The sequence below is a fragment of the Mesorhizobium sp. RSR565B genome, assembly GCF_054719465.1.
Window position 1 is genome coordinate 5,636,114 of the sequence record NZ_JBTTIE010000001.1, and the last position, 12,831, is coordinate 5,648,944.

The 12,831-nt window shown below is 63.3% G+C and carries 15 protein-coding genes; 6 read left to right on the forward strand and 9 right to left on the reverse strand.

Going from position 1 to position 12,831, the window contains the following annotated elements:
- Positions 1-6: 6 nt before the first annotated feature.
- The 3 genes from ACYG9R_RS27175 to ACYG9R_RS27185 are packed head-to-tail and all read right to left on the reverse strand — an operon-like array spanning position 7 to position 1,737.
- The gene (locus tag ACYG9R_RS27175) at positions 7-891 is read right to left on the reverse strand and encodes a DMT family transporter (protein ID WP_023697600.1); all 885 of its coding nucleotides are present in this window, start codon (positions 889-891) and stop codon (positions 7-9) included.
- The gene (locus ACYG9R_RS27180; protein ID WP_023694158.1) at positions 888-1,496 is read right to left on the reverse strand and encodes a class I SAM-dependent DNA methyltransferase; all 609 of its coding nucleotides are present in this window, start codon (positions 1,494-1,496) and stop codon (positions 888-890) included. The genes ACYG9R_RS27175 and ACYG9R_RS27180 overlap by 4 nt, the downstream gene beginning before the upstream one ends.
- Before the next feature lie 28 nt (positions 1,497-1,524).
- Positions 1,525-1,737 carry a hypothetical protein gene (locus tag ACYG9R_RS27185; protein ID WP_023731195.1) on the reverse strand — a complete coding sequence of 71 codons (213 nt, stop codon included), beginning with the start codon at positions 1,735-1,737 and terminating at the stop codon, positions 1,525-1,527.
- A gap of 65 nt (positions 1,738-1,802) precedes the next feature.
- Between ACYG9R_RS27185 and ACYG9R_RS27190 the strand changes: the two genes are divergently transcribed.
- Positions 1,803-2,729, forward strand: coding sequence for a LysR family transcriptional regulator (locus ACYG9R_RS27190; RefSeq protein ID WP_023731194.1), 927 nt, complete (start codon positions 1,803-1,805; stop codon positions 2,727-2,729).
- 21 nt (positions 2,730-2,750) lie between these two features.
- Here ACYG9R_RS27190 and ACYG9R_RS27195 read toward each other — a convergent pair whose 3' ends face one another.
- From ACYG9R_RS27195 to ACYG9R_RS27220, 6 genes are all read right to left on the reverse strand, one after another.
- Entirely contained in the window at positions 2,751-3,257 is a 507-nt protein-coding gene (locus tag ACYG9R_RS27195; protein WP_023700830.1) for a DUF2314 domain-containing protein, read from the reverse strand.
- Positions 3,258-3,411: 154 nt separating this feature from the next.
- Positions 3,412-4,476, reverse strand: coding sequence for a glycoside hydrolase family 25 protein (locus tag ACYG9R_RS27200; protein WP_023825095.1), 1,065 nt, complete (start codon positions 4,474-4,476; stop codon positions 3,412-3,414).
- A 281-nt stretch (positions 4,477-4,757) separates the two neighbouring features.
- Entirely contained in the window at positions 4,758-4,949 is a 192-nt protein-coding gene (locus ACYG9R_RS27205) for a hypothetical protein (protein WP_023669058.1), read from the reverse strand.
- A gap of 116 nt (positions 4,950-5,065) precedes the next feature.
- On the reverse strand, positions 5,066-5,464 hold the full coding sequence (locus ACYG9R_RS27210) for a GFA family protein (RefSeq protein ID WP_023684918.1): 399 nt from the start codon (positions 5,462-5,464) through the stop codon (positions 5,066-5,068).
- Between the two features lie 186 nt (positions 5,465-5,650).
- Positions 5,651-6,607 carry an alpha/beta fold hydrolase gene (locus tag ACYG9R_RS27215; protein ID WP_023829935.1) on the reverse strand — a complete coding sequence of 319 codons (957 nt, stop codon included), beginning with the start codon at positions 6,605-6,607 and terminating at the stop codon, positions 5,651-5,653.
- Positions 6,608-6,722: 115 nt separating this feature from the next.
- On the reverse strand, positions 6,723-6,971 hold the full coding sequence (locus ACYG9R_RS27220; protein ID WP_008875526.1) for a ParB N-terminal domain-containing protein: 249 nt from the start codon (positions 6,969-6,971) through the stop codon (positions 6,723-6,725).
- A 169-nt stretch (positions 6,972-7,140) separates the two neighbouring features.
- On the opposite strand from ACYG9R_RS27220, the gene ACYG9R_RS27225 reads away from it, so the two are divergent.
- The 5 genes from ACYG9R_RS27225 (at position 7,141) to ACYG9R_RS27245 (ending at position 12,831) form a co-directional block, all read left to right on the forward strand.
- A complete protein-coding gene (locus tag ACYG9R_RS27225) occupies positions 7,141-8,778 on the forward strand; it encodes a N,N-dimethylformamidase beta subunit family domain-containing protein (protein WP_023825096.1) in 1,638 nt (545 codons plus the stop codon).
- Between the two features lies 1 nt (position 8,779).
- On the forward strand, positions 8,780-10,153 hold the full coding sequence (locus ACYG9R_RS27230; RefSeq protein WP_023825097.1) for an aminotransferase family protein: 1,374 nt from the start codon (positions 8,780-8,782) through the stop codon (positions 10,151-10,153).
- Positions 10,154-10,163: 10 nt separating this feature from the next.
- Positions 10,164-11,093 carry a beta-keto acid cleavage family enzyme gene (locus tag ACYG9R_RS27235; RefSeq protein WP_023816557.1) on the forward strand — a complete coding sequence of 310 codons (930 nt, stop codon included), beginning with the start codon at positions 10,164-10,166 and terminating at the stop codon, positions 11,091-11,093.
- A gap of 209 nt (positions 11,094-11,302) precedes the next feature.
- Positions 11,303-11,806: a GNAT family N-acetyltransferase gene (locus ACYG9R_RS27240; RefSeq protein ID WP_031199926.1), complete on the forward strand. Its 504-nt coding sequence runs from the start codon at positions 11,303-11,305 to the stop codon at positions 11,804-11,806.
- Positions 11,803-12,831: a histone deacetylase family protein gene (locus tag ACYG9R_RS27245; protein ID WP_023825099.1), complete on the forward strand. Its 1,029-nt coding sequence runs from the start codon at positions 11,803-11,805 to the stop codon at positions 12,829-12,831. The genes ACYG9R_RS27240 and ACYG9R_RS27245 overlap by 4 nt, the downstream gene beginning before the upstream one ends.

Genomic DNA, 12,831 nt, shown 5'->3' on the forward strand with positions numbered 1-12,831 from the left:
CGCCGGTCAACTTGCCGAGGTCGCGGACACGGACGGTTCTGGCGGAGCGCGCCACGTGCCGAGATATGATCCGCACAGGATGAGCGCGAAGGCCGCGACAATGCCGATATCGAGCGGCTCCGAAAGCACGAGCACGCCGGCTGCCACGGAGACGGCGGGCGCCACATAGGTTATGACGACCGCCCGTTCGGGGCCGATCTCCCGCACCAGCAAGAAGTAGGTGGCGAAGGCAATCGCCGTGCAAAACACGCCAAGACCGAGGATTGCGCCAACCACCGTTGTCGACGGCATGGCCGCCGGCCAGGCCAACGCCGCCGGCACGGCGTAGATCAGCGCTGCCCCTGCCAGACAGACTGCCGTCAGCGAGGTAGCCGGCACATCGTTCAGCCAGCGCGACGCGATGATCGAACCCGAGGCATAGCAGGCCGCTGCCATGAGAATCTCGACGACCGCGAGAAATCCGCCACCCAAGGTCGGCAGCGCCAGCACGAAAACACCGGCAAAACCGAGGAAAAGGCCGGTCCAGCGGCGTATCCCCAGCCGCTCATCCGAGCCCATCAGCTTTGAGAGCGCGACGGTTACGGCCGGCGTCATGGCAATCAGCAGTCCGGCGGTGGAACTGTCGATGCTGACTTCGCCATGGGTGATCAGCCCCCATGGCAGGATCATCTCGACCAGACAGAATGCGGCGACCGCCCGCCAATGTGTCTTCAGCCATCCGAAACTGCGCTGGACAAGGACGAAGGGCAGCAGCGCCAGGGCGCCGACGGCTGTTCGGGCAAAGACCAGGAAGGGCACCGACACCTCGGCAACCGCCAGCTTGATCAACAAATAGGGAATGCCCCACAGGAGGCTGAGCAGCACGAACAAAAACAGTCCGCGGCGCGTCATGACGGCCTCACAGCCAGAAAGGTGGTCCACTCTTCGCGATCGCGGCCGACGTTGAATTCGTCTCCGACAAGAACCAGCCCGGCGTTTTCGAGTCGGGCCGCGAAGTCGTCCCTGCGCCAGTAGACCGTATGATATTCGCCGCTCTTCTCGCCATCGCCAATGCGCATCGAGACGAGGAAGGCGCCGCCCGGCCGCAGCGACCCGGCAATCTTGGCAAGCACCTGGTCGGCCTGCTCGCGCGGCACGTGGATCAGGACGCACAATGCGAGCACCGCGTCGTAGGGGCCGCCGAGATCGTCGGTGATGAGATCGAGAAACTCACCATGCTTGCCGCGTGCGGCCTGCAACTCGAGAAACCGCTTCGTTGCGTCTGTGCGCCGAACCTGGACACCGAGCCCTTCGACGAAGTCCGCATCGTATCCGGGTCCCGAACCGACTTCAAGAATCCGGCCACCTTTGCCGGCGATCTTCACCAGGCGCTTCAGCCATTTCTGTTCTCTTTGGTTCGGAACGTGCCGCACCAGAGCGTCGTAGCGTTCGGCATAGTCCTCATAGGCGTTGATCGTTTGTCGGCTCTTCGCCAGATCCTCGGATAACACAGTCATCTTTCCCTCCCCTGGTCAAAGAGCTTGCTTAGCCAATGGTGCCGGGAGGCACGCGTCCGTCAAGCATGCCGATATCCCTGAGGAAATGATCCGACAGCGAGCGGCGGTCGAGCAGGCCGTGCTTGCGAGGTCTGAACGGCGCGGTGAAGAGGTCGAGCATCGGTCGGCGAAGCGTGTTGTAGAGAGCGATGGTGGTGGTCATTGCCGTATCCTCCAGGGTTTGATCCGATGAATGCAGCATGCCGTTTTCCGGGCTTGGTTTCCAATCGAACGTCGCGTAGTATGCATCAGCAGGATTGATGCGTCATGAGCTGGGAACTGCCACCATTAGGAGCCATCAGGGTCTTTGAAGCCGCGGCCCGGCTGGGCAGTTTCACCAAGGCAGCCGAAGAACTCGGCATGACCCAATCAGCTGCCAGCTATCAGATAAAGGTGCTGGAAGAACGTGCCGGAACGCCGCTTTTCGTAAGAAAAACAAGGCAGATCGCGCTGACCGAGGCCGGACAGCAGCTGGCGCCGCACGCAACAGGCGCGTTCTCGACCCTGGCCGACGCATGGGTCGCCACCAAGGGTGGAGCGACCGGCGTGCTGTCGGTGACGACGATGGAAACCTTCGCATCGAACTGGCTGGCCGTATGGCTTGGAACATTCCAGCTGATGCATCCCGACCTTGCCGTGAAGGTGAATACATCGCACGGGCTGGTCGATTTCACGCGCGGCGACATGGATGTCGGCATTCGCACCGGCAGTGGAAATTGGCCGGGACTGACGGCTCACTATCTGTTCAAGGCGGACTATACGCCGATGCTCAGCCCGAGACTCGCCGAAAGCGTCGGCGGCATCCACCGCCCCGAGGATCTCTACCAACTGCCGCTATGCTGTGCCGACGATCCCTGGTGGGAAATCTGGTTCAAGGCTGCCGGCGTGCCGTTCGAGCCCGATCGCGTCATCGCTGGCCCGAAACTGGGTACGCAGGCCTATGATGCGATGGCGGCGCTAACCGACAAGGGCGCCGCGATCCTGACCAAAAACCTTTACAGCGCCCTGTTGGAAAAGGGCCAGTTGATACAGCCATTCGGCGTGCTTGGATCGGACGGCGACGGCTATTGGCTGGTGCATCTGGAGAGCCGCCGCAACGCGCCCAAAATCAAGGTGTTTCGCGACTGGGTGCTGGCGCAGACGGCAGAGATACGCGAACGCGAAAAGCGCGACAGCCCTCTAGGCCCGCGATAAAACTCGCCCGCGCCTCAACCCTCAGTCCTTGAAGGTCAACCCGTACTTTGCAACCTGCTCCTTCGGCATATCCGCAAGCGCCTGGCGCGTGGTGTAGCCGCCGTAGATCACCTTGCCGTTCTTGATCATCCAGTCCTCGACGTCGGCCTCGGTTACCGTCATCCTGTCGCCCATCTTGTACTTGTTGCCATTGACCGGCACGTCAGCAAGCAGGCCGATATAGGAGCCTTCGCTGTAGCCCACCAGCTGCAGCCAAATATGCTCGGTGGCGCCGTTCTGGGTCAGCGGGAATTTTACCGTGTAGGTGCCCGGCGTGCCGGCGTCCATCAGTTCGTGGAAGCGCTTGAGGGTCGAGCGGCCGCTGTCCTTGGCGGCCTGCATCGCCTTGTCCTCGGTGGAATAGGACACGACGTTCTGCTTCGACTCCGCCAGCGAAGCGCCACTTCCGCCCGGCATGTGGCCGAGCGAACTGAAAAACCCGTAGCCGACGGCGGCGGCAAGTGCGACAGCCACAACTGGATTGCGCATGGATCCCTCCGAAAACCCGATCACGGGCACGTTACCGGAAGGCTGTTGCGATACCGCTAAAGGACACAGTGAGCGGATCGTTAGCGAGACGCTGAAAATTCAACCCAAGGCGCAGCGGCAGGCAGCGCAGGCGCACCGGCACCGGGCCTGACGTTCAATCGGCGTCGGCGACGGTCGTCTGCCCGCCTGCCCATGCCCGCCAGGCGCGCTCGTCGCCATGGAAGACGTTGAGGTCGATGCGGCCGGTCACGCCGTGCGACAGGCCGGAGCCGGAGTACTGCCAGAATAGCCATTTGCGGCCGGGATAGACTTTTGAGGGATGCCGCGCCACGGCGCGCAGCCAGAACGGATAATCGAGAAACGCACCCTTGAGATTGTCGCGATAGAAATCCGGTGCGGTGTAGATGATGGGCCGCTGGCCGTAATGGCGCTCCAGCTTGTCCATGAACACCTTCATCTTTTCCAGCACGGTGGCCCGCGACGGCCGCCGCTTGCAGGAAGATTCGCCGTTCCACTCGACATCGATTACCGGTGGCAGCGCGCCTTCGACCCTCGGCACATTGCGGATGAACCAGTCGGCCTGCTCGCCCGCAGTGCGGCACCAGTAGAAGAAATGATAGGCGCCGCGCTTCAGCCCGGCGGCGTCGGCATTGCGCCAGTTCTTCATGAACATCGGGTCGAGATGGTCGCCGCCATCGGTCGCCTTGATATAGGCGAAGTTGGCGCCCTGGGTACGCAGCTTGCCCCAGTTGACATTGCCCTGCCAGCGCGAGACGTCGACGCCGTGGACGGCAAGGTAGCGTGGCGAAGCCTTGCCGAAATTGATCGGCTTGGCGTCGCGGAAACCGTAGCGGGTGACCGGCGAGGCCAGCATGGCCGGCGCCGCGCGCGTCAACCGCTTCGGCGCAGACATCAGAGCGGCGGGCTCGAGCTGTGGTCTGGTGCTCCCCTGCGGCGTGCCCGCGACGATGGCCTCTTCTTCCTCGACCATGGAAAAGGGCGGCGCATTGTCGGCCACAGCGTTGTCGGCCACCATGTCGGACCGCATCGGCGCGAGGTCGGCGGTCTCCGCCGGAGCCGCTGCGACCGGCGCGCTCGGACGCACGACCGAACTGGTCGTCTCGTTCGACGGTTGCAAGCCATCGACGCCCGCTGTGGACGAACAGCCGGCAAGCCACAGCGATGCCAACATGAAACTGACGACGGCTGAAATCCGCATCTGGACCTGTACGCAAAACACAACAGACCGAAGGCAAACAGACGCCGCCGGACAAACCGGCCTCGATTACTAACGAGAAATTACCAACAAAGTTTGAATCAAGTTGTTAGGAATTGGCCCTCTTGTCTTCTCCCCCTGTGGGAGAAGGTGGATCGGCGCGTAGCGCCGAGACGGATGAGGGGTGTTCCAGCGGAGTGAGGCGTTGGCGTTCCCTGGAACACCCCTCATCCGACCGAGCTTCGCTCGGCCACCTTCTCCCACAAGGGGAGAAGGGGAAGCCCTTACCTTCCCAGCCATTGCTGCATGCAGCTTTTCGCCACCACATGCGCCGGTGGCACGGCGTCGGCCGCCGGGCGGCGGGCACGTTCGAGCAGCAGGCGAACCTGTTCGGGGCGCACGCGGTCACGCTCCATGACGAGGAGGACCATCGGATCGCTCAAAAGCTCGTCCAGGGTGCTGATTCTGTCGCTCATCGGTCGTCTCCTCGATACCGGCCCGCAGACGATAGATAGGCAGCCAATCATGGCCCGCCAATGACGCTTTGCCGGCTATGTCGTGGTTTCGGGATTAATTTCCGGTAAGGCCGGCGTCAGTTCGGAGGCGGCGCGCCTTCATGGTGCGGCAGGCCGTCATCGAGCTGCAGCCAGGGCTGCTTCGAGGCGGTCCACATATGCATCTCCGGCTTGAACAGCGAGGGATCGTCGAGCGAGCCGGTGGTGATGCCGACGATGCCGGCGGAGTCGCGTCGGGAAAACAGCGTGGTGCCGCAAGCGGCGCAAAAGCCGCGCTTGAGGTCCGGAGAGGTGTTGACCGTCGCCACCTCTCCCTCGACGGTGACATCGTCGATGCGAAACAAAAGGCGGGCGTTGAAGGCCGCGCCGATCACCTTCTGGCAGCGCCGGCAATGGCAGACGCGCTGATTGAGCGGCGCCGCCTCGGTGCCGTAGCGCACTGCCCCGCAATGGCATCCGCCCTGGTATTTCGTCATCATTCGAACCCATCACACTGAAGGTCTCTTGATGATATCGACAGGTACCTTTCGGTCAATTGAAAAGCCCTGATGGCGCCATCGATTGCGCCGATAGGACTAATGGCTGCGCCAGGGCTTCGTGGTTTCGCAGGCACAAAAAAGCCGGCCGCCTCTTCGAGACGGCCGGCATGTATCTCAGGCAAGCTATTTCGTTTCGCTGAGGACTTCGTCCCAGGTCTTCACCTTGGTTTCGCCATTGAGGAAGGGCAGTGCCGCGGCCGTCAGCTCCGGTGCGAAGAAGACGTCGTAGTGGGTGCGATTGGGAATGATGGCCAGCCGGTTCTGCGACAGGTTCTCACGCATCCAGCCGGCATCCTTCAGCCCGCCGCCGATCATCTGGTAGAACCTGATCTCGTGCTCGGGCTTGTACATGTCGCTGTCGCCATAGGCCAGCATAACTGGCATCTTCAGCTTCGCCACATCGGTGGAATAGTCGTAATCCTTGCGCATGAAATTGCCCAGCGCGTCGAGCAGTTTGGGGAAATCGTCGGGACGTGGGGCGACGGCGACGTAGGATTTGTACATCGGCGTGTCCTTCATGAAATCGGCGGCGGCCGCGCTCACCTGCGCCTGCTGGCCGCGCATCTCGTCATAGAAGCCATTGGCGGCGAAGCCGGTCGAGACCAGGACCAGACGTCTCACCGTCTCGGGATGCTGAACGGCCATACGGAAGGCGACGCCGCCGCCCAGCGAATAGCCAAGCACGTCGACCTTGTCATAGCCGAGCGCCTTGACGATACCAGCCATGTCGTCGCCCATCCCCTCCAGGCTGAAGGGTCGCTCGCCGAGCGCGGTGCGGCCATGGCCCTGCAGGTCGACGGCAATGATGGTGCGGTTTTCCGCCAGCTTCGGCAGCAGCGGCGCGAACATGTCCGACGTGCCAAGGCCGCCATGCAGCAGAAGCAGCGGTTCTCCCTTGCCATAGACGGCATAGTAGTAATTCAGGCCGTCGATCGGCAGCAAGCCGGACTTTTCCGGCTTCGGCATGGCTGTTGCTTCGGTGGTCATGGCGGGCTTGGTCTCCTCTGCATTGGCTGGGCCGGGCGCTGCAAACAAGGCAGCGACCGAGGCAAGAATGGCGAAATAGATTCGTCTGGACATGTCGGTCTCCTCAGGTTCCCCCCAAGGACGAGCGAGCACGCCGCGTGCCGACATGCCCTGCGAAAAAATCCGCGGAAGAATGATCGGTTTGGCTGTTGTCGATCGGTCGCGCGCCTCAGTGGCGCTTGGCTTGCACCAGATAGGCGTCGATCTCGGTCTCGCCGAGCCATTTGGCGGCTTCCAGCCGGTGCAGGCCCTCGACCAGGATGTGGCGCTTGCCGTCATGGCGAACCTGGATCGGCGTCTTCATGCCGTTTTCCAGTATGTCTTCGGCCAGATGCCGGACCGTTTCGGGATGCAGCGTCTTCTTGCGCGCCGTCGGCACGTAGATGTCGTCGACCTTGACCTTCTGCACTCTCAGCATGCCGGCTCCCGAGGCGGAACATACCGCCTCGCCTGAGATAGTCGGTTTGCCGGGTGCGGCCAAGAGCGGCCAAGCAATTGTGTCGTATGCAATTGCTGGCCCGATCGTTTCCATTTGACGCTTGGCCGGCAGATGGCCGAAATGGCGGCCTGTCACTTTTCCGGTGTTCATGACCCATCTGCCAACCGAATTTCCCGATTTCGGACTGACGCCCGAGCAGCGCCGCGAGGCAGTGCGCGGCCATTACTATGAATGGCCGGGAATGGACGGCGAGCGCGGCGAGATCTGGTGTTATTCCAACCGCTTTTCCTACCGCGCCGGCGAGACCGTGACGCTGCATGTCAGTTCGACAGTGCCGCGCTTCAGCATTGTCATTGTCCGCGACGGCGGCAGCGAGACAAAAGTCTTCGAGCAAACGGGGCTTTCGGCGCGCTGGCAGGATACGCCCGACCAGTGCTCGGTCGAAGGCTGCGGCTGGGAGGCGTCTTTCGAATTTCGCATCGGCAAGGATTGGCCATCCGGCGCCTATCGGCTGACGCTGACGGCAGACGGGCGCGACGGCAAAGCTATCCTTTGCCATCACCTCATCATCGTCGCGCTCCTGCCCGGCAGCAAACCCGGTCGCGTGCTGCAGGTGGCGGCGACCGGCACCTGGCTGTCCTACAACACATGGGGCGGCTCCAACGCCTATCAGGGCATCACCGGCCCGGGCCGCGACCAGTATGCGCGCATGGTGTCGACGCAGCGGCCTTGGTGCCGTGGCTTCGTGGTGTTGCCCAAGGACGCGCCGCGCGTGCCGCTGGAGGTTGCCGTGCCGCCGAAAACAGTGCCGCGCTATCCGCACATGGAATGGGCGTACGCCACGGGACATTCGAAGAAATACACCTCCTCCGGCTGGGCGAGCTATGACAGCCACTTCTTCCGCTTTGCCGAGCGCGCCGGCTATGGCGTCGATCTCGCCAGCCAGCACGATTTGCACTTCTCGCCCGAAATCCTCGATGGTTATGACTGTGTGGTCTTCGTCGGCCATGACGAGTACTGGACCTGGGAGATGCGGGACGCCGTCGACAGCTACGTCGAGCGCGGCGGCCATGCGGCGCGCTTTGCCGGCAATTTCATGTGGCAGACAAGGCTCGAGGACGAAGGCCGCCGGCAGGTCTGTTACAAATACCGCGCGCGGGCCGAAGACCCGGCCTATGGCGGCGACGTCACCCGCGCCACCAACTCCTGGGAAGCGCCGGAGATCGGCCGTCCCGGCGCTCTGACCTTCGGCCTTAACGCAACGAGGGGCGTCTATGCCGGCTGGGGCGGCTGCGCGCCGCGCGGCGTGCGCGGCTTTCCGGTCTATCGGCCCGAGCATTGGGCCTTTGCCGGCACCGGAATCTATTATGGCGACCTGCTTGGCGCCGACAGTCATGTCTATGGCTATGAGGTCGACGGGCTCGATTTCGAGATCCGCGGCGGCCTGCCCTATCCGACACCGGACAGCGGTGCGCCTGACGGGCTGCAGGTGCTGGCCGTCGGCATGGCGAGCCAGGTCGAGGAAAGCGCCGATATCCCGATCGAGGACCAGTTTCTCGCCGACGAGGATGGCCGCTTTACGGCCGAAACGCTGTTTGGCGAGGCGACCGACGCCAATCTGGAAAAGGTCAAACGCGGCAACGGCATGATCGTCAATTTTCCGCGCGGCAAGGGCGAGGTTTTCCACGCCGGAAGCTGCGAATGGGTCGCCGGCCTGCTCAGGCAGGATCCCATGGTCGAGCGCGTGACCAGGAATGTAATCGACCGCTATCTCGGAAAGACCTGACATGCAGAAGCCCTCATCAACTGGTTCAGAAACGCGCGCGCCATCGCACCTGTTCTACCTCTCCAGCCTGCGCCGGCCGCTGATCGACCGCGCCGAAGGCATCTATATGTGGACGCAGGACGGCCGCCGCTTCATCGACGGATCGAGCGGGCCGATGGTCGCCAATATCGGTCACTCCAACCGCAATGTGCTGGACGCCATGAAGCGGCAGATGGACCGCGCCACCTTCGCCTACCGGCTGCATTTCGAGAACGAGCAGGCGGAAGAACTGGCGCGGGAGCTCGCCGGCAAACTGCCGGAGGGCATGGACCGAATCTTCTTCGTCTCCGGCGGTTCGGAGGCGACGGAATCCTGCATCAAGCTGGCGCGGCAATGGGCGGTCGCGACCGGCCAGCCGAAGCGCTGGAAGGTTATCACGCGTTTTCCCTCCTATCATGGCGGCACGCTGGGTTCGCTTTCGATAACCGGCGACGATGCGCTGGCCGAAACGTTCACACCGATGATGCGGGTGATGCCGACCGTGCCGGCGCCGACGGCATGGCGCGACCGCGACAATCTTTCGATGGAGCAGCGCGGCGTCCGTTATGCCGACATGCTGGAGGAGAAGATCCAGGCCGAGGGCCCGGACAGCGTGCTCGCCTTCATCATGGAGCCGATCGGCGGTGCGGCGACTTCGGCCCTCGTCGCACCGGACAGCTATTATCCGCGTATACGCGAGATCTGCGACCGCTACGGCATCCTGCTCATCCATGATGAAGTGATGAGCGGCGCCGGCCGCACCGGAAAATTCCTTGGCGGCGACCATTGGAACTGCAAGCCCGACATCGTCGCGCTGTCGAAGGGGCTTGGCTCCGGCTATGCGCCGCTCGGCGCGCTGGCCGCCCCGATGCGGCTGGTCGAGCCGCTGCTGGCGTCGGGCGGCTTCCAGCATGGCCACACCTATGCTGGCAATCCGCTCGCCTGCGCGGCCGGGCTCGCCGTGCTCGGCGAGATGGACCGCCTCGACCTGATCGCCAATGCCGCCGCGATGGGCGACGTGCTGATGGACGGGCTGAAAGCGCTGGCGAAGCGTTTTCCGTTCATCGCCGATGTCCGAGGCAAAGGCCTGCTCACCGGCGCCGAGATGGTTGCCGATCCCGAAACTCTACGGCCGATCGAACAGGGCAAGAAAGCCACGCAGCGCCTGCTCGACCTCGCCTACGAGCGCGGGCTGATCATCTACGGCCGCAGGGTCAAGGGCGGTGTCGACGGCGACAATTTCATGGTGGCGCCGCCGATGATCGTCACGGCTGAAGAGGTCGGCGAGATCATTTCCATCATCGGCGATTCGCTGGAAGTTCTGGCCGCCGAACTCGACCTGCCGGTCGAAGGCTGAGGGCTAAAGAATGGCGCCGAGGAAAGTCATCATCACCTGCGCGGTCACTGGCTCGGTGCACACCCCGTCCATGTCGCCCTATCTGCCGGTGACGCCGGACCAGATCGCGACCGACGCCATCGCGGCGGCCGAGGCTGGCGCCTCAATCCTGCATCTCCACGCCCGCGATCCCAAAGACGGCCGGCCGACCGCCGATCCTGAGGTGTTCATGCAGTTCCTGCCGCGCATCAAGCAAGCGACCGATGCGGTGATCAACATCACCACCGGCGGTTCGTCGCTGATGACGCTCGACCAGCGGCTGGCGGCACCACTGCGGGCCGAGCCGGAAATGTGTTCGCTGAACATGGGCTCGATGAATTTCGCGCTGTTCCCGATGCTCGACAAGCCAAGGGAATGGCAGCACGAGTGGGAACCAAAGCTGCTCGAAGCCACCCGCGACACCATCTTCAAGAACACCTTTGCCGATATGGAAGGCGTGCTCGAAAAGCTCGGCAAGGGCTGCGGCACGCGCTTCGAGTTCGAATGCTACGATGTCGGCCATCTCTATTCGCTGGCGCATTTCCGCGACCGCGGGCTGGTGTCGGGGCCGCTGTTCATTCAATTCGTGCTCGGCATTCTGGGTGGCATCGGTGCCGATCCCGACAATCTCATCCACATGAAGCGCATTGCCGACAAGCTGTTCGGCGACAGCTACCAGTTCTCGGTGCTCGCCGCCGGCCGCCACCAGATGCCGCTGATCTCGATCGCAGCGGCGATGGGCGGCAATGTCCGCGTCGGGCTGGAGGACAGTCTCTACGACGGACGCCAGCTGGCGAAATCCAACGCCGACCAGGTGCGCAGGATACGTGGCATTCTCGATGGCCTGTCGTTGGAGGTGGCCACACCGGCGGAGGCGCGGGAGATGCTGGCGCTGAAGGGTGGGGACCGGGTGGCGTTTTGAGATGATTGATCTGCGATGATGGCGTTCTGGCACACCCCCCTCTGGCCTGCCGGACATCTCACCCCCAAGGGGGGAGATCAGCAGTTTCTGCGCTGCCGTCCATCCTGCAACGTTGGAAGTTTGCGAAGGCCGTGGCGACGTCCAATCTCCCCCCTTGAGGGTGAGATGTCCGGCAGGACAGAGGGGGGTGCCTGGGCGCCTTGCCTATCGTGAGTACAGTCACCCTCCGCCCCGGCACCATCGACGACGTCGACACCATCCATGCCGCGCTGCTCAAGCTCGGCACCCATATCGGCGCGCATCAGGAGATCACGTCCACTGCCGACGATCTCCGCCGCTACGGCTTTGGCGACAAACCCGCCTTCTCCACCCTGATCGCCGAGATCGGCGGCGATTTTGCGGGGCTCTGCCTGCATTTCCCGATCTTCTCGACATGGATGGGGCGGCCAGGCGTCTATATCCAGGACCTCTATGTCGAGGACCGGTTTCGCGGCCGCAAGGTCGGCGAAAGACTGCTGCGCCGGGTCGCGCGCGACTGCCGCCGGGATGGCGGCGCCTATCTCAGGCTGTCCGTCGATACCGACAATGACGGCGCCAAGGCTTTTTATGAGAGGCTGGGCATCGCCTGGTCGAGCTACGAGCAGACGCATAAGATTGTTGGCGATGCCTTTTTCGCCTTTGCCGATGCAGCGCAGGATGGGGACGCGGAATGAAAACCTTCTTTGCCGAGGAGCAGAAACGCCACGACCCGAAGGCCTTTCTGTCGAGCGGCGCCCCGCAGCCCAATCCCGAACAGCCGGAGCGGGTAGAGCGATTGTTAGCCGGCGCAAAATCCGCCGGATTGATGATCGGGCGGCCCAGGGAACATGGCCTAGGCCCGGTGGCGGCCGTGCATACGCCGGAGTATCTCGCCTTCCTCGAACACATTTTTGCGCGCTGGCAGCGCATCGAGGGCGCATCCGCGGAAGTCATCCCCAACATCCATCCACTGGCCCGCACAGGGTCCTATCCGGCCTCGGCGGTCGGCCAGGCCGGCTACCACATGGCCGACACCGCTTGCCCGATCTCGGCCGAAACCTGGCACAGCGCGCTGTGGAGCGCCTGGAGTGCAGTCGAAGCGGCGGAAGCTGTCATGGCAGGCGCGCCTGCCGCTTATGCGCTCTGCCGGCCGCCCGGCCACCACGCCTTTGCCGATGTCGCCGGTGGCTTCTGCTTCATCAACAATTCGGCGGTCGCGGCCCAGGTGTTGCGCAAGCAGGCGGCGCGGGTGGCGATCCTCGATGTCGACCTGCATCACGGCAACGGCACGCAAGGCATCTTTTATACGCGTTCCGACGTCCTGACGGTGTCGCTGCACGCCGATCCGGTGCGCTTCTATCCGTTCTTCTGGGGCCATGCCGATGAGCGCGGCGAAGGTCCAGGCCTCGGCTATAATTTCAACCTGCCATTGCCGCGCAAATCAGCCGACGCGGCGTTTCTGGAGGCCCTCGAAGTGGCGTTCCAGCGTATCCGCGCCTTTTCGCCGGACGCGCTGGTCGTGGCGCTCGGTCTCGATGCGTTCGAGGGCGATCCGTTCGGCGGGCTTTCGGTGACCACGCCCGGTTTCTCGCGGATCGGCGAGGCAATTGCCAAGCTTGGCCTGCCGACGGTTATCGTCCAGGAAGGCGGCTATCTCTGCGACGCGCTCGGCGACAATCTCACGGCGTTCCTCACCGGTTTCGGCGGCAAACAGCGATAG

Bases quoted from the DNA above. Each gene is read 5' to 3' on its own strand.
- ACYG9R_RS27225 (WP_023825096.1), top strand. From the start codon at position 7,141: ATGACCCATCTGCCAACCGAATTTCCCGATTTCGGACTGACGCCCGAG.
- ACYG9R_RS27200 (WP_023825095.1), bottom strand. From the start codon at position 4,476: ATGCGGATTTCAGCCGTCGTCAGTTTCATGTTGGCATCGCTGTGGCTT.
- ACYG9R_RS27190 (WP_023731194.1), top strand. From the start codon at position 1,803: ATGAGCTGGGAACTGCCACCATTAGGAGCCATCAGGGTCTTTGAAGCC.
- ACYG9R_RS27215 (WP_023829935.1), bottom strand. From the start codon at position 6,607: ATGTCCAGACGAATCTATTTCGCCATTCTTGCCTCGGTCGCTGCCTTG.
- ACYG9R_RS27235 (WP_023816557.1), top strand. From the start codon at position 10,164: ATGGCGCCGAGGAAAGTCATCATCACCTGCGCGGTCACTGGCTCGGTG.
- ACYG9R_RS27175 (WP_023697600.1), bottom strand. From the start codon at position 891: ATGACGCGCCGCGGACTGTTTTTGTTCGTGCTGCTCAGCCTCCTGTGG.
- ACYG9R_RS27180 (WP_023694158.1), bottom strand. From the start codon at position 1,496: ATGACTGTGTTATCCGAGGATCTGGCGAAGAGCCGACAAACGATCAAC.
- ACYG9R_RS27210 (WP_023684918.1), bottom strand. From the start codon at position 5,464: ATGACGAAATACCAGGGCGGATGCCATTGCGGGGCAGTGCGCTACGGC.
- ACYG9R_RS27185 (WP_023731195.1), bottom strand. From the start codon at position 1,737: ATGCTGCATTCATCGGATCAAACCCTGGAGGATACGGCAATGACCACC.
- ACYG9R_RS27195 (WP_023700830.1), bottom strand. From the start codon at position 3,257: ATGCGCAATCCAGTTGTGGCTGTCGCACTTGCCGCCGCCGTCGGCTAC.
- ACYG9R_RS27205 (WP_023669058.1), bottom strand. From the start codon at position 4,949: ATGAGCGACAGAATCAGCACCCTGGACGAGCTTTTGAGCGATCCGATG.
- ACYG9R_RS27220 (WP_008875526.1), bottom strand. From the start codon at position 6,971: ATGCTGAGAGTGCAGAAGGTCAAGGTCGACGACATCTACGTGCCGACG.
- ACYG9R_RS27230 (WP_023825097.1), top strand. From the start codon at position 8,780: ATGCAGAAGCCCTCATCAACTGGTTCAGAAACGCGCGCGCCATCGCAC.
- ACYG9R_RS27245 (WP_023825099.1), top strand. From the start codon at position 11,803: ATGAAAACCTTCTTTGCCGAGGAGCAGAAACGCCACGACCCGAAGGCC.